The sequence below is a fragment of the Streptomyces sp. NTD91 genome, from assembly GCF_059510455.1.
The window spans coordinates 1-18,820 of record NZ_JCAJZW010000055.1 but is presented as its reverse complement, the minus strand read 5'-3'; the positions used below and the strand labels follow the sequence as shown (position 1 = coordinate 18,820).

14 protein-coding genes, 3 pseudogenes and 1 riboswitch are annotated in these 18,820 nt (G+C 70.9%); of the genes and pseudogenes, 12 read left to right on the top strand and 5 right to left on the bottom strand.

Annotated features, from left to right (window positions below):
- Window positions 1–4 precede the first annotated feature (4 nt).
- The 3 genes and pseudogenes from AC5WRT_RS34700 to AC5WRT_RS34690 all read right to left on the bottom strand — a co-directional run.
- Window positions 5–1,219 carry an arginine deiminase gene (locus AC5WRT_RS34700; protein WP_496093964.1) on the bottom strand — a complete coding sequence of 405 codons (1,215 nt, stop codon included), beginning with the start codon at window positions 1,217–1,219 and terminating at the stop codon, window positions 5–7.
- A 26-nt stretch (window positions 1,220–1,245) separates the two neighbouring features.
- On the bottom strand, window positions 1,246–2,736 hold the full coding sequence (locus AC5WRT_RS34695) for an APC family permease (RefSeq protein WP_496093965.1): 1,491 nt from the start codon (window positions 2,734–2,736) through the stop codon (window positions 1,246–1,248).
- Between the two features lie 389 nt (window positions 2,737–3,125).
- Window positions 3,126–3,546: pseudogene (locus AC5WRT_RS34690) on the bottom strand (pyridoxamine 5'-phosphate oxidase family protein); the annotation flags it as partial.
- A gap of 690 nt (window positions 3,547–4,236) precedes the next feature.
- Here AC5WRT_RS34690 and AC5WRT_RS34685 point away from each other — a divergent pair.
- On the top strand, window positions 4,237–5,778 hold the full coding sequence (locus tag AC5WRT_RS34685) for a hypothetical protein (RefSeq protein ID WP_496093966.1): 1,542 nt from the start codon (window positions 4,237–4,239) through the stop codon (window positions 5,776–5,778).
- 435 nt (window positions 5,779–6,213) lie between these two features.
- Here the strand turns inward: AC5WRT_RS34685 and nicT are convergent, their stop codons facing one another.
- Window positions 6,214–7,323 (bottom strand): Nickel transporter NicT, encoded by a 1,110-nt coding sequence (gene nicT / locus AC5WRT_RS34680; RefSeq protein ID WP_496093967.1) that lies wholly within the window; start codon window positions 7,321–7,323, stop codon window positions 6,214–6,216.
- A 27-nt stretch (window positions 7,324–7,350) separates the two neighbouring features.
- A riboswitch (cobalamin riboswitch) is annotated at window positions 7,351–7,541 on the bottom strand.
- A gap of 78 nt (window positions 7,542–7,619) precedes the next feature.
- On the opposite strand from nicT, the gene AC5WRT_RS34675 reads away from it, so the two are divergent.
- The 9 genes and pseudogenes from AC5WRT_RS34675 to AC5WRT_RS34635 form a co-directional block, all read left to right on the top strand.
- The gene (locus tag AC5WRT_RS34675) at window positions 7,620–8,027 is read left to right on the top strand and encodes an ArsR/SmtB family transcription factor (RefSeq protein ID WP_496100924.1); all 408 of its coding nucleotides are present in this window, start codon (window positions 7,620–7,622) and stop codon (window positions 8,025–8,027) included.
- Window positions 8,028–8,746: 719 nt separating this feature from the next.
- On the top strand, window positions 8,747–9,763 hold the full coding sequence (locus AC5WRT_RS34670) for a GlxA family transcriptional regulator (RefSeq protein ID WP_496093969.1): 1,017 nt from the start codon (window positions 8,747–8,749) through the stop codon (window positions 9,761–9,763).
- The gene (locus tag AC5WRT_RS34665; protein WP_496093970.1) at window positions 9,760–11,517 is read left to right on the top strand and encodes a thiamine pyrophosphate-binding protein; all 1,758 of its coding nucleotides are present in this window, start codon (window positions 9,760–9,762) and stop codon (window positions 11,515–11,517) included. The genes AC5WRT_RS34670 and AC5WRT_RS34665 overlap by 4 nt, the downstream gene beginning before the upstream one ends.
- Window positions 11,489–12,142 carry an SRPBCC family protein gene (locus AC5WRT_RS34660; protein WP_496093971.1) on the top strand — a complete coding sequence of 218 codons (654 nt, stop codon included), beginning with the start codon at window positions 11,489–11,491 and terminating at the stop codon, window positions 12,140–12,142. The genes AC5WRT_RS34665 and AC5WRT_RS34660 overlap by 29 nt, the downstream gene beginning before the upstream one ends.
- Complete coding sequence (locus AC5WRT_RS34655; RefSeq protein ID WP_496093972.1) at window positions 12,139–13,158, top strand: 3-oxoacyl-ACP synthase III family protein; 1,020 nt, start codon at window positions 12,139–12,141, stop codon at window positions 13,156–13,158. The genes AC5WRT_RS34660 and AC5WRT_RS34655 overlap by 4 nt, the downstream gene beginning before the upstream one ends.
- Window positions 13,159–13,161: 3 nt before the next feature.
- Entirely contained in the window at window positions 13,162–14,181 is a 1,020-nt protein-coding gene (locus tag AC5WRT_RS34650) for a histidinol-phosphate transaminase (RefSeq protein ID WP_496093973.1), read from the top strand.
- 423 nt (window positions 14,182–14,604) lie between these two features.
- Entirely contained in the window at window positions 14,605–15,321 is a 717-nt protein-coding gene (locus tag AC5WRT_RS34645) for a YqjF family protein (RefSeq protein WP_496093974.1), read from the top strand.
- 379 nt (window positions 15,322–15,700) lie between these two features.
- Window positions 15,701–16,384, top strand: coding sequence for a hypothetical protein (locus tag AC5WRT_RS34640; RefSeq protein ID WP_496093975.1), 684 nt, complete (start codon window positions 15,701–15,703; stop codon window positions 16,382–16,384).
- A 121-nt stretch (window positions 16,385–16,505) separates the two neighbouring features.
- Window positions 16,506–16,637: pseudogene (locus AC5WRT_RS34635) on the top strand (GNAT family N-acetyltransferase); the annotation flags it as partial.
- Between the two features lie 32 nt (window positions 16,638–16,669).
- Here AC5WRT_RS34635 and AC5WRT_RS34630 read toward each other — a convergent pair.
- A complete protein-coding gene (locus AC5WRT_RS34630; protein ID WP_496093976.1) occupies window positions 16,670–17,203 on the bottom strand; it encodes a MarR family winged helix-turn-helix transcriptional regulator in 534 nt (177 codons plus the stop codon).
- Between the two features lie 656 nt (window positions 17,204–17,859).
- On the opposite strand from AC5WRT_RS34630, the gene AC5WRT_RS34625 reads away from it, so the two are divergent.
- Window positions 17,860–18,423, top strand: a complete 564-nt coding sequence (locus AC5WRT_RS34625; RefSeq protein ID WP_496093977.1) for an HPP family protein — start codon at window positions 17,860–17,862, stop codon at window positions 18,421–18,423.
- A gap of 96 nt (window positions 18,424–18,519) precedes the next feature.
- Window positions 18,520–18,820 (top strand): annotated as a pseudogene (locus tag AC5WRT_RS34620) (alpha-hydroxy-acid oxidizing protein); the annotation flags it as partial.

Below are 18,820 nucleotides of genomic sequence, written 5' to 3'. Positions count from 1 at the left end.
GGGGTCAGGCGGCCGGGTCACGTTCGACGGGGCAGCTCATGCATCGGGGTCCACCGCGGCCGCGGCCGAGTTCGGCGCCTGCGATGGTGACGACCTCGATGCCCTGCTTGCGCAGGTAGGTGTTGGTGGTGACATTGCGCTCGTAGCCGACGACCACGCCGGGTGCAAGGGCGAGGAAGTTGCTGCCGTCGTCCCACTGCTCGCGCTCGGCGTTGCGGATGTCCTGGGGCGCGGACAGCATCCGCACCTTTTCCATGTCGAGGGACTCGGCGAGCGCGGTCGCCAGATCGGAGTTCGGGACGATGTCGAACCCGGTCTCGCGGCTGTCATCGGGCCGCAGCGTCCACGAGCGCAGGGAATCCGCGAGACCGGGGTAGATGACGAAAGCGTCGCGGTCGACCATGGTCAGCACCGTGTCCAGGTGCATGTACGCGCGGGCTGCGGGCAGTCGGACCGCTATCAGCCTGCTCGCCGACCCGGCGGTGAAGAGCCGGGCGGCCAGGTTCTCCACCGCCTGGGGAGTGGTGCGCTCCCCCATTCCGACCATGACGGTGCCGTTGCCGAGGACGTGGACGTCCCCGCCTTCGAGGGTGCCGACAGGTCCCTCCAGCAGAGGGGCGGGAGCGATGCCCGCGAACATCGGGTGGAACCGGTAGATCGCCTGCGCGTGCAGACTCTCGCGCCGCCGGGCGGTCTTGGCCATCGGGTTGACCGACACCTGGTCGTACATCCAGCAGGAGTTGTCGCGCGGGAAGAGGTGGTTGGGCAGCGGGGTGAGGGCGAAGTCGTCGGCGCCGAGGGCGTCCCACACCAGGCTGTGCGGGGTGGTGAGCGGCAGGTCGCTCTTGAGGAGACCGCCGATGAGGTAGCCGGCGAGCGTCTCGCCGTCCAGCCCGGCGCACAGCTCGCGCACCGGGTCGATGAGGGCCGGGCCCACGGTGCCGGGAGTGACGACCCGGTCCAGGAGCCAGTCACGCGCCTCCGGGGCGCCGAGGGTCTGGGCGAGCAGGTCGGCGAAGTAGTGGACGCGTGCGCCGTGGTCGCGCAGGACCTGGGCGAGGGCGTCGTGCTCCTCGCGGGCCCGCTCGGCCCACAGGATGTCGTCGAAGAGCAGTGCGTCCACGTTGCGCGGGGTGAGACGGGAGAGTTCGAGGCCGGGGCGGTGCAGGATCACCTGGCGCAGCGGCCCGACTTCGGAGTCGACGTGGAAAGTGTTCATGGCTGAGGTTCCTGGGTAGGGGGCGGTCAGTCGTGGTGGCGGAGGTCGTTGCGCTTCCGGGCTCCGCCGATGCGGTTGGTACGGAGCCCTCGGGAGAGCCGCTGGGTCGGCGCAGGGGTCTCGGGCGCCCGTTCCGACCGGTCCACGGTCGTCGCGTTCCTCGGCGCCGTGGCCTCGCCGAAGGTGTCCTGTCCCTGCTTCAGCCAGACGTAGACGGGGACGCCGAGCAGGAGGACGAACAGGCCGTAGTAGACGGTCTGGTAGCCGCTTCCCTGGATCGACCAGTACGAAAAGGCGAGCGCGAGCCCGGCGACGGTGATGTCCCGGGCGAGCCTGCGGGGGCTGAGGCCGTCCCGGCCGCGGACGAGGAGCCAGTACAGCTGGGCGGCGGCGGAGAACAGGTAGGGGATCACGGCGGTCAGCACGCTGAGCAGCACGATCTTGGTGAAGACGTCGTCGAAGCGGGTGTAGCTGAACACCGTGATCAGCGAGGCCAGCACCGTCGAGGCGACGATGCCGAAGGCCGGGACACCTCCCTCGCCGCGCAGCCGGGCGAAGGCCCGCGGGAAGAGACCGTCACGGGCGGCCGCGTACGGCATCTCCGCGCACAGCATGGTCCAGCCGTTCAGCGCGCCGATGCCCGAGATGATCGCAGCGACGGCGACCGTGTCGCCGGCCCAACTGCCGCCGAAGATACTGTTCGCGGCGTCGGTGAACGGCGCGGTGGATCCACTCAGCTTGCCGTGCGCGACCGTGCCGAAGACGGCGAGGGTGCCCAGGATGTAGATGACGGCGCAGATGAGCGTGCCGTAGACGGTGGCGCGGGGGACGTTGCGCTCCGGCTCGCGGACCCGGCCCGCGACGACAGAGGCCGCTTCCAGGCCCAGGTAGCTGAACAGGGCGATGGCGCCCGCGGCCGAGATCGCGCCCAGCGCCGACTGGCCGCTGGCGTTGAACGGGCCGAAGTTGTGGGCGTCGACGAACAACAGCCCGATGGTGGCCATGAAGATCAGCGGAACGAACTTGAGCACGGTCGTGATCACCTGGAACGCGCCCATGTTCCGGATGCCGGTGAGATTGATCACGGCGGGAATCCACAGCCCGACCAGCGCGAGAGGCACTGAGGCCCACTTGTCGTGCCCGGTGTTCACGAACACCTCGACGTACCCGACCCACGCCACGGCGATGGCCGCGTTGCCGGCCCAGGCCGTGATCCAGTACGACCAGGCGTTGAGGAATCCGGCGAACTCCCCGAAGGCCTCGCGGGCATAGACGTACGGACCACCGCTCGCCGGAAGGCGCTTGGCCAGTGCACCGAAGGTCAGCGCCAGCGCGAGCGCGCCGAGGGTTACGGCGATGAAAGCGACGAGGGCAATGGGCCCGTACGGGGCGAGGGCGGAGGGCAGCGCGAAGACTCCGGTTCCGATGATGCTGCCGATGACGAGTGCGGAGGCGGCGGGAAGGCCGAGCGTCGCCGTCGGCGCCGTCCCCTTTCCGCCTCCTGTGCTTCTGGACATGGCTGAGGCTCCTGACAGAACTGTGGGGTGAGTCGATCCGCGACTGATCCTTCTGCCCCTCAGCCGCGCGCAGTCAGCGGCCACACGTCCCGTGCGCGACCCCGATGGTCCCGCTGCGAGAGGTCTGGACAGCCCAACTCGTCCGCCACCCGGTGCTCCTGTCCCGCAGGACATGGGCCGTTCGGTCCAGGGCGCGGTCCGCCCGGCCCCATCCTCAGCAGCGTGCCGAGCCCGACCGTGCCCGTGAGCCGCCCGTCCGCCGGGACCGCCTGCCGTGCGGCCGGGACTGCCGCGCTGTTCACAGCGAACCGTGGAAGGTGCGGCTGATCACGTCGAGCTGCTGCTCCCGCGTAAGGCAGAGGAAGTTGACGGCGTATCGGACCGGGATCGCCGTACAGCGTGCGTCCCCCGACGAGTTGACGCCCGGTGACCAGGTCGGGTTCGATGCGCACCAAGGCCTCCTCGGGTGAGGGAGCCCAGGAATGCGGGGCGATCCGCTCGAGGCGTGCCGCCTCGGCCGGGTCCGTCACGATCCCGGCCGGTCCGGTGACGACGACACTCCAGCCGGAGTGTGTGTCCACGTGGACCGCGTCCGCCTCGAAGGCGACGACGGCGGCGTCGACCGCGGGCCAGCTCGGAGGCCGCCGAGGTGCGCAGCAGCACCGCTCCGTCGGTGTCCAGTGCGAAGTTGACCGGAACGACCGCGGGCAGGGCCTGGCGGGTGTGGACGATCCGGCCGATGGTGGCCGTCGCCGGCAGGCGCAGGCACTCATGACGACCGAGTTCACGGAAACCCTCGTTCGGGTACATGAGTCAGCCCGTCTTTCGCCCGGATGGAGGGGATCACACTCCATGCTGAGCCCGCCGGCTGCCGTGGGTGAGGGCCACGGGTCCCGCCCTCACCGGTGAGCGGCCCGTGGAAACGTGGCGGCGACGGCGTGCCGGACGGCCCTTCCAGCAGGCCCATCGGCCCGGATCGGCTCTGACCGTGGTCGAAGCCCTCATCGCGTCCGCACCCCGCCGCACCGAGCATGCCGTCGGGCGGGACGACCGTCGTGGAGCCGCGCGGTGGGATCGACCTCCTCATCGAGCCAGTGGAGACGTTCGTGGACCGATCGGGCAAATGGCCGAGCCCGCTCCGTACTTCGATGATGCCCACGGCCGCCGCAGGGGCAGCCCGGCTCCCGCCCGGTACCCGCATGGAGACCGGCTCCCCGCTTCGCGCCCTGGTTCAAGGTTCGGTAATGACTGGCGCGGCCGTTGAGCATCCGGTGGACCCGGCACGTACAGCGAGTGGATCCGTCACGCCGGGCGACCGGGGGTCGCCCGGCAGGCCGTGACGGGTCCGCACTGTCATGACCGTCGTGCGCCCGCGCGGCCGTGGGACGCTCCCCACGGGGGGGACGCACAGTGAGGAGCGCCTCAGTGGCCCACAAGAACCTGGCACACTCATCGCATACTTCCCGGCGGGAGCACGCCCGCCGTGGGAAGCGCTCGAAGGTGTCGCTCGCTCTGCTCGGCGGGCCCCTGATTCTCGCCGTCGTGGCGGGTTCGGTGTTCGCGGCGGAAGCCGGTGGTCGGCACCGCTCGCAAGGGAACCGGGCGGCCGCCGCACAGCCCGACGCGGCGGCCCGCCGACCCGACCCGAACTGCACACTCCTGGTGCCGGACAACCCGCTCACCGCGAGTGGCCTGGCCACCCCGTACAGACTCGTCGCGACCGATCCGGCACAGGGACCCTGCCACGAGGCCAACCCGGATCAGTCGGCGTTCGTGGAAGCCGCGATCATCACCCCGAACGGCAAACTGACCGTCTACAACCCCTTGGTGATCGACAAGGGCAAGAGACCGGCCGCTCGCACGGCCCGGCCATCGGTTCCGCGCGGCTCGACCGTGGGCATCTGGTTCGGCTTCAACAGCGCCGATCTGACCTTGCGAGCGAGCGGTCGTACGGACGCTCTCGCCCGCGGCAAGTGCGTCAACGGCCTGCCGGGTTCGGTCTTCGGCCAGTTCGCGTACTGCAACGCACCGGCCTTCTTCCGGGCCGCCAACACCCAGATCGCCAAGGGGCACCTGAAGGTTCCGGCGCTCGGGACCGCCAAGGACGGCCTACCCTGCCCGACCACGCGGGACTTCTCCGTCGTGGACCAGGACGGAAGCGACAACGTGGTGACCCACTACCTCGCCGACGCGCACGGCCGCATCGCACAGAACAATGCCGCGAGCAGGGCCGCACTCAAGAAGGCCGCCCGGCTGGTCAACCGCGGCGACCGACACCACCGGCACAACGGCAGACCCAGGTGGGCGAAGACCCGCGCCCCCAGGGATCTGGCCAACGGCAGCGACAACCTGTTGCTGACCCAGTTCGTGGACCCTGCCCTCGGCTGCAAGCCGTTCACCGCCCCCAACCAGTCCAGCGACGGCAAGGCCACGTCCGCCCTCGCCCTGGACGAACTGTCCGCCGCGGCACACCAGAAGGCGCCGATCGCGCTCGTCCCACGGAACGACCCGATGACGCTCGTCGACGGCCGCGGCAGCGTGGCGAAGACCAATGCGTACCGCCACGGGGTCGACATGCCCGCGGTCCGCGCCGGCAGCAACGGCAACGGCGACGAAGTGGCCTTCTGCACCACCCTCTTCGGCGATCCGGCCGGCATCCGGCGCGTCTTCAGGAACAAGGCACTCCTGGAGAGGGCGCCCTCGCCGGACCCGGCCATGTCGCCGAACCTCTTCGGTTTCCTCGCCGCACGGGCCAACCAGACGTTCACCAACCTGGGTTGTGATCGTCTGCTCGGCGCCTCCGATCCCGTCGCGCTCATCACGAACGCCCGCGGCCTGGTCACCGACGCGGTGCTGACAGCGCTCGGCCAGACACCTCCCTCGGCCACTCCCACGACCGGCACCTCCCCGTCCGTGTCTCCGAGCAACCCGTCGGCCGGGCCCTCCACCAGTCCGATCGCCGCCACCAAGGCCGTCCCACCGGCCAGTGACTCCGCCTCCCCGCCCCGGACGTCACAGCAGCCCCATGGAAACGACCGCTGATGCTGCAACCGCATCCGCCGTCCGTCGTAGCCGCTCGCCCGGTTGGGGGGGGCGGCTCCGGCTGCAGGTCCAGGGGTGGGCTGGCGAGATTCCCGAACTCGGCGCCGGTGAAGTCGAGGGTCGTGGTGCCGATGTTCCCCAAGTCGTGCAAGAGGTGGTGAGCGAGACCGAAGTCGTGCGTTGACGGGTTCCGCCCGGGGTGCAGTCCACGATGCGGGTGGTGCCGTCGCAGGTTCGCTGAAGGCCGCGGCCCGCGAGGTGGGCGGTCCAGAAGTGGCCCAGGACGTGGCCGTGGGCGGCCATCCGCTCGCCGGGGGCGAGGCGAACGCACCAGGGCGAGGACGCACAGGAGGGGGCAGCAGCCCGCGTCGCCCAGTTGGGTCTCCGCCCTCTTCGCCGGACCGGCTTCCGGCATGACCTGCAGCCGCCGAGGGGTCAGCCGGTGTCGGCGGTGCGGGCGTTCCACCGCTCCTCTACCCTGGCCAGCCGCCAGTAGACGATGGCCGCGGCCCAGACGACCACGAACAGGCCGACGATGACGTATCCGACGTTGTCCAGATCCAGGCCCGCGATCCAGCCGGAGACGTCATCGCTCAGGCCCAGCTTGTCGTGCAGGACGCCGACCAACTCGATCGTGCCGACGAAGAAGGCCACCGCGATGGACAGGCCGGTGATGGTGAGGTTGTAGAAGACCTTGCGGACCGGGTTGGAGAAGGCCCACTGGTAGGCGAAGTTCATGAAGGTGCCGTCCAGGGTGTCGAAAAGGCTCATCCCCGCGGCGAAGAGGAGGGGCAGGCACAGAACCGCGTACCAGGGAAGGCCTGCGGCGGCACCGTTGCCGGCCAGGGCGAGGAGCAGGACCTCGGTGCTGGTGTCGAAGCCTACGCCGAAGAGGAAGCCGAGCGGGAACATCTGGCCAGGGCGGCGGACGGACCTGGTGAGGCGGCCGAGAACGCGGTTCATGAAGCCACGTGAGTCGAGGTGGGCCTCCAGCTCGCCCTCGTCGTACCGCCCGGCCCGCATCGCCTTGAACACGCGGGCGATGCCGAACAGCGCCACCATGTTGAGGGCGGCGATCAGATACAGGAACCCGCCGGAGACCGTCGTACCCACGGTGCCGAGGACCTGGTGAGTGCGGGAGCCGTCGTTCATCAGCGTGCCGGCGAGCCTGGCGCCGCCGGCGACCAGCGCGGCCATGACGACCACCACACTGGAGTGCCCGAGCGCGAACCAGAAGCCCACCGACACCGGCCGCTTGCCGTCGGCCATCAGCTTGCGGGTGGTGTTGTCGATCGCGGCGATGTGGTCGGCGTCGAAGGCGTGCCGCATGCCGAGGGTGTAGGCCGTGACGCCGAGGCCCACCCCGAACGCCTGGGTGCCGACCTCGTAGTGACGCGGGACCACGAACAGGAAGAGGATCCCGAAGGCGACCAGGTGCAGGGCGACGATCACGGTCAGGAGGCCGGCGGTTCGGACGGTGTCCTCACGTCGCCAGCGGAAGGAGGGGGCGGCGGCGGTTTCGGGCACGCCTCGGGACGGGGTCATACCATCACGCTCCAGCACCTCGTGGATCAGCTTCGTGCTGCCGTGGCCGGTCTCCTGGCTGACGGGTCATCGCGCCCGCCCCTGCCTTCCCGGCCGTGAGGCCAGTGGCAACGCCTGGGGCGGGAACTCCCCGATCACAGTGGCGAGGGCCGCTCCGGACTGAGCCCCTGACGGGCCGTCACCGGTCTTCCCGAACACCACGGCCCGCTCACAGTAGAAGGCCACCGGTCGGGGCTGCAAGCCTGCACAAGTGATCAGGTGTTGAGCCGTGAGGTGGCGGCTGCGATGATGGGTTCATGCATCTCGTCCCCGCCGAACGTGCCGGGCAGCGGACCATCGACGGCCATCGGGTCTGCGACGCCATCGCCGCCGTCGGTGAACGCCAGCGCGTACGGACCTGGGCCGGCCGCTTCTCTCTGCTCGCGGATCCCGGGCGACTGTCCCTGCTGCTGGCGCTCCATGAAGCAGGCCCCATCGCCGTCTCCGACCTTGCCGTGGCCACCGGGATGCGGGACACCGCGGTGTCGCAGGCGCTGCGTCTGCTGCGAACGGCAGGCACCGTCCAGGGCGAGAAGGACGGTCGGATCGTGCGCTATCGGCTCGTCGACGGCGAGATCTCCGCTTTGCTGGAACACTGCGGGCCGCGCCGCGCTGCCGCCGAAGCCACAGCGGCAGGAGGAGCAAGCGACCCAGCACCACAGTGAACGTCAGCAGGGGAGATTGCCGGCGATCGCGCCCAGGTCGAGTGTTCCGGCCTGTCGTTCGTGCCTGCCCTGCCGACGGTCGCAGTCGGCGGCCGGCACCGGCCGCCGGGTCGCGTCCCGCAAAGTGGTGTAGCGATGCGGAGTTCACGACTCCGCAGGTCACAAGCACTGACAGGGCCGACGCTCGAGCAGAGGCCGCTGCGGAGGCCGGGAACAGCATCGCCACCACCCGAGGCATCTCGACGGTGCTTGCCGAAGAAGCGGTCGCCGGAGCGAGTTGGTCCGGATTCCTACACCACTTGGCGGGACACCATCGGCCGCCGCCCGAACCCCACTTTCCCCTCGGGGTGTCACGGCATCCGACCTGGACTGGGTGGCGAACGCCAGGTGTCCCCGGTCCCCTCGGTCAGCTCGGCGCGGTCGGTTCCCGAGGGGGGCTGCGCCGACAGGTCCGGTCAGTCGGCCGATCCCGCTGCGCACAAGGGCCCGGTGGGGCGTGAGACTGCCCAGGGCGACGCGACGCATCCCCAGCCGGCAGACGCACCCGTCGCTGAGCGCAGCCGTCCCGGAGCCCTGTGAGCTGCCTCACGCGGCGCTGCCCCTTCGCCGCCGGAACTGCCTTGCCAGCGCCCTTTCCACCCCTCCACCACCGGGCGTTGGCCGGATACGTCAGTAATCTGTCATTGCAGCCGGTGCGAGATCCGATACAGGCTGTGACTGTGTTGGAGCGACGTGTTGTTGTGGTGGTGTACGCGGGCGCCATGGCCCTGGACATCACCGGACCGATTGAAGTGTTCGATACCGCGAACCGACTCCTGGGTCCCTCGGGCATCCCCTACCGAACCGAGTTCGTCTCCGCCGACGCACCGCTGGTGCGGACGAGTTCGGGGGTGGTGGTGGAGGCATCACCACTGGAGGCGGGGCAGGGCCCGATCGACACACTCCTCGTCCCGGGCGGCTGGAGTCTCGACGACGCGCTCCGGGACGAGGAACTCGTGTCCTGGATCAGTCGGGCAGCGGCCCGGTCGCGCAGAGCCGCCTCCGTGTGCGGCGGATCCTTTCTGCTGGCCCAAGCCGGCCTCCTCGACGGCAGGCGCGCCACCACCCACTGGGCTTACAGCGAGGCGATGGCCTGCCGCTATCCGGAGGTGACGGTGGACCCCGAGCCGATCTTCGTCTGGGACGGCCCCTTCGTGACCTCGGCAGGGGTGTCGACGGGCATCGACATGGCGCTGGCCCTGGTGGAGGCCGACCACGGTTCGGCGCTCGCGCTGGAGACGGCACGGTTTCTGGTGCTGTTCCTCAAGCGGCACGGAGGACAGTCCCAGTACAGCGCCGTCCTCGACGCCCAACTGGCCGATCACCCGCCGATCCGGGCAGCACAGGAGTGGATTCTGGAGAACCTGCACAACCCCCTGCCCGTGGCCGAGATCGCGCGGCAGGCCAACATGAGTCAGCGTAATTTCGCCCGGGTCTTCCGGCGCGAGGTGGGCACGACACCCGGCCAGTACGTCGAGCGGACGCGTATCGCCCGCGCACGCGAACTGCTGGAGACCACGACCCTGTCGATCAGCCAGATAGCCGGCCGGTGCGGATTCGCCGCGACCGAGACGTTCTTCCGCTCCTTCGGCCGAATCCTGGGGCTCACCCCGAAGGAATACCGGCACCGCTTTCAGGTCGTCTCACCATCCGGCCTCATCGACCCGCACCACGAGAGGGAGGGAAGCCCCGCATGACCACCACGACCTCGGCATTACCCGAGGAAATACCCGAGGCGGAAACGGTACGCGTGGTCGACCATCTGGCCGGGGAACTCGCCAGGGCCGGCGTCACCCACATGTTCGGCGTCGGCGGCGCCAACATCGAGGATCTGTACGACGCGGTGCACCGCGGCGGCACGGTCCGGGGTGTCGTCGCCAAACACGAGTTCTCCGCCGTCACCATGGCCGACGGGTATGCACGTACCACCAGGCGTCTGGGGGTTGTCGCCGCCACCTCGGGCGGCGGGGCGATGAACCTCGTACCGGGCCTGGCGGAGGCGTACGCCTCCCGGGTGCCGGTGCTGGCCCTGGTGGGCCAGCCGCCGACCGGCCAGGAGGGGCACGGGGCGTTCCAGGACTCCAGCGGCAAGGCGGGCTCCTTCGATGCACGGGAGGTGTTCGCACCCGTCTCGCGGTTCTGTGCCCGGGTCGACGACGCGGACGCGCTGTCGGAGTTGCTGTCCCAGGCGGTCGCGGCGGCGCAGGCCGATCCGCGTGGGCCGGCGGTGCTGTTGCTGCCCAAGGACGTGCAGCAGGCACGGATCCGGGTGCCCTCCCGCGAGGCGGCCCCGACACCCGGCAGCCCCGCGACGGCATCCGCGGCGCGGCTCGACACAGCCGGCGTCAGCGCCGTGTCGGACGCCCTCCGCGAGGCCGGTCGTGTCCTCGTCGTCGCCGGTGAGGGTGTCGCCGCCGCCGACGCGCGCGGGGAGTTGGCCGAACTCGTCCGGTGCCTGGGGGCATGGGTGGCGGTCACCCCGGACGCCAAGGACGTCTTCGACAACCGTGATCCACGGTTCGCAGGCGTGGCCGGGGTGATGGGTCACGCCAACGTCGAGAGCTGTCTGCGCCGAGCCGACCTGTGCCTGCTGGTCGGCACCCGGCTGCCGCTCCTGGCACGCGGCGGCCTCGACCGGGCTCTGGCCGCCACCGAGGTCGTCTGCCTCGACCCCGAACCGCCGTTCGTGGCAGGCACCGCGGTGGGCGGGAACCTGCGGGACGCGCTGCGCGCGGTGACCGCCCGGCTGCCGTCGCACCCCCGCCCCTGCCCGCCGCACACCGGACCACGTCCCACGGCCCTGCCGGGTCCGCCCGTGCAGGACGCAACCGTCTCCCTTCCCGGGGCGGTCGCCGCGGTGGAGGCCGCGCTCCCCCAGGACGCGCACGTCTTCGTGGACGCCGGCAACACCGGGGCCGGCGCGATCCACCTCCTCCCGGCACCGCGCCACGGCCGCTTCATCGTGGCGGTCGGCATGGGTGGCATGGGCTACACGTTCGGTGCCGGCATCGGCGCCGCGCTCGCCACCGGGCGGCGCACCTACGTCCTCGCCGGCGACGGTGCCTTCTTCATGCACGGGATGGAGGTGCACACCGCCGTGGAGTACGACGCACCCGTGACGTTCGTGATCTTCAACAACAACGCCCATGCCATGTGCGCACTGCGGGAGGAGTTCCTCCAGGGCGGCGTCCGCAACGACGACCTGTTCGCCCGGACGGACCTCGCCGCCGGAGTCGCCGCCGCCTTCCCGTCCCTGCAGGCCACGGAGGTCACCGACGCGGAGCACCTGCGCGCGGCACTGCTGCGCAGCAATGCGGGCGCCGGACCGGTGTTCGTCGCAGTGGCCTGTGACCCACGGGAGATTCCCCCTTTCCTCCCCTTCCAGTCCTTCACCGAAGCCGCCAAGCACAAGGAGGGTTCACATGAGCGAGCCGTCGTCCACGTTGGCTGACATCCCCGGTCTGATCCGGATCGAGAACACCGGCAAGGAGGAACTGACCGCCCACTGCGTCGAGCTCACCCACGCCGTCTACCCGCACCATCAGGTCTACGGCCAGTACTGCACCATCCACGAGTACGTCGACTGCCCCCCGGAGCAGGCCTACGACTACCTGCGTCAGGGGCACCATCTGGAGGAGTGGACCTGCAGCCTGCGGGGCTTCGCGCCCACCGGCACACCGGGGCTGTGGATCGGTCACGACCGACTGGAGGACGACACCAGCATCTACTGCAAGGTGATCGCGAACCCCGAGGCCATGACCGTGGACTACCACTGCTCCTGGGATCAGGGCGAGAAGCTGTGGATGATCTACCTGATGCGTGTCGTCCCGGCCCGGTTGGTTCTCGACAAGCCGGGGTCGGTGATCACTTGGACCAACTGCCGGCACCCCTACTACGACGACAACCCCCGCCCCGACCTGGCTCCCCGCCCGGACCGGCCGTGGGTGGGCGACTACTGGGACCTCTTCTACGCAGGGCACACGGTGGAGATGCACAACCTCAAGGCCATCCTGGAACACCGCCACCGGCACGGCCTGCCCATCGGTTCGGCTCCGGCGAGGGCGGTGACGCGGTGACCACGGTCAGCCTCACCGACGTCGCGAGCTACCTGCCCGGCGAGCCCGTCCCCGCGGAGTTCTACACGGACTTCCCCGGAGCGGAGGACAAGCTCCGCAACCATGCCATGTTCAAGGTCCCGCCGTTACGGCACCACGTGGCCAGGGACGAGACCAACGCGGACATGATCGAGCGCGCCGTGCAGCCTCTGATCGAACGGCACGGCAGGGACGAAATCCGCGCTGTGGACGTCCTGTTGGTGCACAGTCAGCTGCCGGACCTGCCGTTCGTGGGCGCCGGAACCGAGGTGGCGCGCCGACTGGGTCTGAATCCCGAGTGGCTCGTCGACGTGGCCAATGCGGGCTGCGCGTCGTTCGTGTACATGGTGAAGCTGGCCCGGCAGATCCTGACCACCACCGACGCGAGGACGGCGCTGATATGCAACGCACAGAGCGCCGCGGGGCAGTGGTTCACACAGTCCGAGGTACGCAAACTCGCCCAGGCGGCGATCCCGGGCGACGGGTGCGGCGCGGGGTACCTGACGACGTCGGCGCAGTCACCGGTCCTCCACGTGGAGACCCGGCACATCGGCGAGTTCGCCGGCGACATGACCGTGGCGGTCGACGACGGCCGCAAGTACTGGGAGCCGGGCACGTCCCAGCTGCGGATCGGGTTCACCGACGCCAGTGTCGCCAAGGTCCTGGCACGCGGGAACCGCCTCGTCCCCGAGGTGATCACGGACCTGTGCCGACGCACCGGCACGACGACCACCGACATAGACGTCCTCATCACCAACCAGCCCAACCGCACCTTCCTGCGGAACTGGCGGGAGGCGCTGCAGTTGCCTGCCGAACGGCACCTGCACACCTTCGACGACTACGGGAATCTCTTCGGAGCGGCGATCCCGGTCACCCTGGACCGCGCGATCAGCTCCGGACAGGTGACGGACGGCGACCTGATGGTGCTCGGGGGTTTCGCCCACGCGGGCGACTTCGCCGGAGCCGTCGCGGTGCGCTGGCACGGCGGACGGGACTGAGCCATGGACACTCCCGTGCTGCACCGTCTTGCCCTGAACGAGAGCCCGTATCCCCCATTGCCCTCGGTACGCGAGGCGATGCAGCGGGCCGTCGTAGAGGCTCACCGCTACCCGCAGTTCCACCCCGACGACCTCACCGAGCGGATCGCCGCATGGTGCCAGGTGGCCTCCGACCGCGTCGCGGTGGGCAGCGGGTCGGTCGGCGTGGCCCTTCAGGTGCTCCAGGCAGTGGTCCGCCCCGGCGACGCAGTGGTGCACGCCTGGCGCACGTTCGACGCCTACCCTCTGCTGGCCGCCATGGTCCGCGCTCGGTCTGTGCCCGTACCCCTGACGCCGGACGGGCACCAGGATCTGGACGCACTGCTCGCGGCGCTCACCCACCGCACCCGCGTCGTGGTGCTGTGCAACCCCCACAACCCCACCGGAAGCCTCGTCACCGCGGACGCGCTGTCGGCGTTCCTGCGGCATGTCCCCCGACACGTCACCGTGATCCTCGACGAGGCGTACGTGGAGTTCGCCCGCGCCCCCGACCTGCCGGACGCACGCGCCCTCCTGGAGGCCCACCCGAACCTGCTGGTCCTGCGCACCTTCTCCAAGGCGTACGGCCTCGCCGCCCTGCGCGTGGGCTACGGCATCGGCACCTCGCACCTGGTGGAGCGGATCCGTCGGCAGCAACTGCCCTTCGGGATCAACGCGGTGGCAACGGCGGCGGTGAAGGCCTCGTTGCGGGCCGAGAGCGAGCTGCGCCTACGCGTGAACACCATCGTCGCCGAACGCGAACGGCTCCGGTGCGAACTGGCCTCCCTCGGCTGGCGCGTACGCCCCGGCCATGCCAATTCCGTCTGGCTCGCCGCGCCCGATCCGATCGACGTCGGCGCCGCAGCACTCACCGAAGCCGGTGTCCGAGCGCGTCATTACCCCGGCGAGGGACTCCGGCTCACCGTCGGCCACCGCGATGCCAACGACACGGTGCTGACCGCGCTGGCGGGAGTGCGCGCGCGCCAGAGTGCGTCGCGGGCGTGACGCACACCGCTGCGGCGGGGCCGGTGGAGATCACCAGCAGTCCGGCGGCCGGCTCCGGGCAGCCGCGCCGGGTTGCGTCGGACGACGCGTGCTCGAAGGCATCGCCGGTTCGCGGCCGACGACTGGCGCCGCGTTCTCGGCCAGGCCGTCCACACCGTTCAGGACACTGATGTCGGCGCCAGGACCCCGCACGCCGGCCAAGTCCGGCCTTCGGCGCCGGCCCGCGGCGCGTCGGTCTGCGCGCAGAGCACCTCCTGCCGCGCACGCGGGGACCGGTTGCCTCAGCTGCTGGTCCCCGTGAGGCCTGTGTCGAGCAGGTGCGCCCACGCCGTTCGGATCGGTTCGAGACGGGTGAGAGGCCCTCGCGCGTCCGCACGAGACGCGCGGGGTTTCGAGGCGGGCCTGCTGGGGGAGTCGGTGCGCGTGGTGTCGTATGCGCCCGAGCAGCGCGTGTACCTCCCGGAACTGCGTGCCGGCTGGCTCACCCAGACGTTCGTGCACTGGGCCTACCCGCCCGACCAGGTACAGCGCCTGCTTCCGTACGGGCTGACGGTGGACACCTTCGATCAGTGGGCGTGGGTGAGTCTCACGCCGTTGGTGGCAGGCGTGCGTCCGCCGGGGATCCCTGCCGCCCTGCCCTCCTTCTGCGAGACCAACCTGCGCACGTATGTGCGCGAGCGCGGCGGCGGGGACGGGCTGTGGTTCCTGTCCCTCGAAGTGGGCTGCCCGGTCATGCTGGCCGCCCGCGCGGTCGGTGCGCCGTACCACCTCGGCCACCTGACGCTGTCACGCGGCGGAGATGCGGTGACCTACACGGGGGCGCGGGGGCGCGGCGGGCCGTCGTACCGCATGGTGGTCCGTCCGGGCGAGCCGGTCCGACCGGCCTCGCGGGACGTGTGGCTCACCTCGCGGTGGCGGGCCTTCACACGGGCCTGCGGCATGCTCCGGCGCACGCCCGTCGAGCACGAGCCCTGGGCGCTGCGGGGTGCGCGCCTGGAAGACCTGGAGGAGACCCTCACCAGGGCCGCCGGGCTGCCGCCGCCCGCGCAGGAGCCGCTCGTGCACTTCTGCGACGGGGTCCACAAAGTCCGCTTCGGCGCCGCGCGCCCGGTGCGGCCGCCGGCAAGGAGACGGGGATGAACCCGGTGCTCGGGGCGCGGCCCCAGGGCCCGTTCGGCCTGCCCGGCGGCGACCGGCCGCTGCCGCACCTGCGCGACTTCGTGTGGGTCTTCGGACCGGTGTACGGGCCATGGCTCCAGCGCAGGACGGCGGGGCTGCCGGCCACGGCAGGCCGGACCACGCTGTCCACCTCGGCCGTCGCTGTGCGGCGCACAGGCCCGCCGCACGAGCATGGGGACGTCCGTGACCCTGCAGGACGTCGACGTGGTGCACGAGTCGACGGTCCGGGTCCGTCCGAGTCACCCGCTGGACGCCATGCAGGCCGGATGGCCGCCCGCGTGGCTCCGGTGCGGCCGACTCGCCAGGGGCGGGTGAACCGGGCCGGCGCCCGGGCGCCGTGATGTGCCGGGCCGCGCGGACCACCAGGCTTCGCTTCGACGGTTGGATCGCGGGGATCGGCACGAGGTCCGGCACCCGCCTGGTTCTCGGCCACTGGTTCCGCTCCCCCTTCGGGCCGTTCAGTGACGTGATGCTGGAGGGGGCCGACGGCCGTCGCGTGTTGCTGGCTCCCACCAGGCGGACGGCGGACTTCATCGCCGGCACCTACGCCTTCGACGAGGTCCGCATCGAACCCGTACGCGTCCGCGTCACCGGCCAAGCCTGGAGGGTCACGGCAGATGCGGTGCTGGATCTCCGGTTCACGGTAGGTCGGCGCGGGTCCGTGGGGTCCCTGCTGCGAGCGGTCCCCGGTGTACTGGCCGCTCGGCCCTCCTGGCCGGCGGTGACGGACCCGCTCGCCCGTCTCCTCCTGGGTGTGCGCACCCGGGGGACGGCCGACGGCGGCCGGTACGAGGGGTACGGCGCCCGCGATCTGCATCCGGTCACCGAGGCGACCGCCACTCTCGAGGGACGAGACCTCGGCCCCCTCACCGCGGTGGACCCGCCCGTACGGTTCGGTTTCGGTTCCACCCCCCGGGCACCCTGCCTCGTACGCGTCACGACGACGGTGCGTACACCCCGCACGCACCAGCCTTCGGCGTCCCCGCCTCCACGGGAGTCGCAGAACGAAGGACGCCTCGGATGAACGCCCCGTCACGCTCCGGCACATCTCGGCTCCGCCTGCCCGGCATCATGCGGGACCTGGGCGTCCTCGTACGTCGCTCCAACGTGTCCGCGGGCCGGGCCGCGGAAGGGCCGGCACGGCCGTGCTGCAGGGCAGTCCGGCCCGGCGGCTGTACGAACGCCATGGGTTCACACTCGAGACCGAGGACCAGGTGGACGTGTACATGGTCCGGAAGCCCACCGTGACCGTGCGCGAAGCAGCCCCGCGACGATAGGGCACATCACACGCCCTGGGGCGCTCGCATGCTCAGGTCTCTCGTCTGCCCGGGAGGTCCAGCGCCCAGCCGAGCGGGTGCTGCTCTCCGCCTCCTGCTGACGCGGGCGGCTCTCCGCCGGCCTCGTTGAAAGCATCAAGCGCCGCGACGAGCGCCAACCTCTGCGTGGGCCGGAGGCGTTGGACGATCGCCGCGATCTCGGCCCGGCGCCGGGCGGTGGCCGTCTCGACCGTTCGCCGCCCCTCCTCCGTGAGCTTCAGCATGGTCTCCCGACGATTGGCGGGATTGTGCTGTCGCTCGGCGAGACCGGCCGCGATCAACCGGTCCACCATGCGCATGGCCGTCGACGGCGCCACATGCAGCAGCTCCGCCAGGTCGACCAGCTTCGTGGCCCCACGGCTCGCCAGCACGACCAGCATCCTGAACTGCGGCAGGGTGACCCGCTCTTCGACCTCGGCGAGCGAGCGGGCGGAAACCGCCACCAGCACCCGGGAAGCGGTCAGCACCGCTCGCGTGACCACGTCCACGTCATCGAGGTCCCCGACCGGGGTTTCCATCTCCGCCATACGTCCTTTCTACCTCGCCGAGTCCCCTCGCCCGACCACGCAGGGTCAAGGCAGCCCCGGCGGCTGTCGGAAAGAATCAGAAGATTTGCGCCGTGCCGGTGAATGGGACGCGGCCCCACGGATGGACCCCGCCCCGGTGCCCGTGTTCCGCCACCCGTATCTGCCCCGGCTGGGGCCCGAAGCACGGTCCGGACCTCACTCACCGGCCGACCGAGCCGCCGAAGGACGCGCCGACGAGGGGCACCGGCGGCCGTGCACGACACACGGAAGAGGCCGACCGCCGGCACACCGCTGACCTGGCCGCACTGACCGGCACGCCCGTGCCGGACAGCGTGCGCAGCTCATCGGCACAGCTCGCCGAGCCGGTGTCCGCCCGTGAGAAGCGACCGCGCGGCGATCCGCCGTCCCGCTGCCGCCGTCCCGTCGCCCGGGCCGCCCGCGACCGCATCGCGTGCCGACATCGCCCGCGGACCATGGACCGATGGTCGCGCCGCCGGGACGATCACCGCCGGGACGGGCGGATCCGGCTGCTCAGCAGCGCTGCTCCGGTTGACGCCTGCGACGTGCGGATACCCGGACACTCCGAGCGAGAGGAGGCTCAGCATGAGCACCGGAGATCTTCCAGCCACCTTCGTCGGCACCTTGGGCAGGTCTGCGTGAGCGCGCGGCGGGAGCGAACAGGACACGGGTCCGGCCCCCTGAGCGGCGCTCCGACCCGCCTGCTCGGTGGTCTGCGGTTGTTCGCGCTGTCCGGCCTGCTGCTCGCGGGGGTCGGTGCGGTCGGCAACCTCATCGGGTGGGTTGCCCTGACGACCACGCTGGGTCCGACGGCGTACCTGCTGCTGGCTCATCCGGAAACGGTGACCGCTCGGCTCCGCAGCGCCGTGACCAGCCATGCCGTGGCCATCGCCGTCAGTCTGGCGTGTCTGGCCGCCTTCGGCCTGTGGAGCCACCCCTCCGTCGCCGAGCAGCACCACGACACGGCTCCCCAGATCGGCGCGCAGGCGCTTGCCGTGGGCCTCACGCTCTTCCTGCTCCATGTGCTCGACTCGCACCACGCCCCGGCCGGCGCCACGGCGCTGCTGATCTCCTCGGGCATCACGAGGCCCGGGCCCCCTCTGTACGGGCTGCTGGTCGGCCTCGCGCTCGTGCTGGCCATCGCTCCGCTGCTCACCGCCGCGACCTCCTCCCAGGGTCCGGGCGGAGGTGAGGGCGGCTGACGTACGACTCCTCCAGGCACTCGCCACGGCCACTGGAGTGATGCCGACGACGGTCACGGCAGCCGCTGCCGGCAGAGCTTGCCACAAGCCCGGCGAGGGCGGCATGCGGACCCCAGCACTTTGCCGTGCCGCGCGAGACCTGGCGTGCACGAGGCCGCCGACGTTCTCCCGGTGCTGTTCGACCCGGGGGTGCGCAGTGGCGCGGACATCATCAAGGCGTCGGCGCTGGGTGCCAAGCTGTGGGAATCGGCCGACCGTACTGCTACGGGCCGGCTCTCGGTGGGGTCGACGGCGTCGCGCACGTGCTGCGCTCGCTGCCGGCCGGGGCCGACCTCCTCATGGTGGTCAACGGATGTCCCACCCGCAGGGACCTCGTACCCGAGGCGTTGCGCTTCGG